This is a genomic window from Oceanibium sediminis, from assembly GCF_003265325.1.
Lineage (GTDB): Bacteria > Pseudomonadota > Alphaproteobacteria > Rhodobacterales > Rhodobacteraceae > Halovulum > Halovulum sediminis.
On the sequence record NZ_QGNX01000056.1, the window covers coordinates 1 to 619 of the forward strand.

Annotated in this window: 1 protein-coding gene; it reads left to right on the plus strand. The window is 61.9% G+C overall.

What is annotated here, in order from left to right:
* Positions 1 to 611: citryl-CoA lyase (locus DJ029_RS21530; RefSeq protein WP_112324499.1), on the plus strand; the 611-nt coding region annotated here is incomplete at its 5' end.
* Positions 612 to 619 lie beyond the last annotated feature (8 nt).

The window sequence follows — 619 nt, forward strand, 5'->3', positions numbered from 1 at the left end:
CGTCTCAGATTAAAGGGCAACGCGACACCTGCGGCCTGCCACTGAATAATGCCATGGCGAGTGCGGTCAATCTTCTTGGCGACGTCCACGGCGGAGCGGGGCAGCAGGCACTGGAACTTTACTACGACATTGATCAGCGCATCGCCGAAGGCAGCGATCTCGCAGCGGCGACCGCCGATGCGATCGTCGACTGGCAGGCGACGCGCACCAAGTTCGTCCCCGGATTTGGCCACCGCTTCCACAAAGATGGCGATCCTCGCGCCCCACGGCTTCTCGCGCTGGTGCGAGAAGCGGCGGCGAAAGGTAGCGTCTCGGGCCGTTTCGCCGATATCGCAGCGGCGGTCGAGGCGCATCTCGGGCAGGGACGTTCCAAGCCAGTGCCAATGAACATCGACGGCGCCACGGCAGTAATTTTTGCCGAACTCGGTTGCAAGCCGCCGCTCGCGCGCGGGCTGTTCTGCCTTTCGCGATCGGTGGGCATCCTTGCCCACGCCTGGGAGCAAACTCAGCAGGGCGGGCGCAACAAAGGGCCTGTCCCGCCTCGATTTCTCTACACTTACGAGGGGCCGGAACTAACCCTTCTGAAAGCAGCAGAAAAAAGCGAACCTTAAAGATTTGT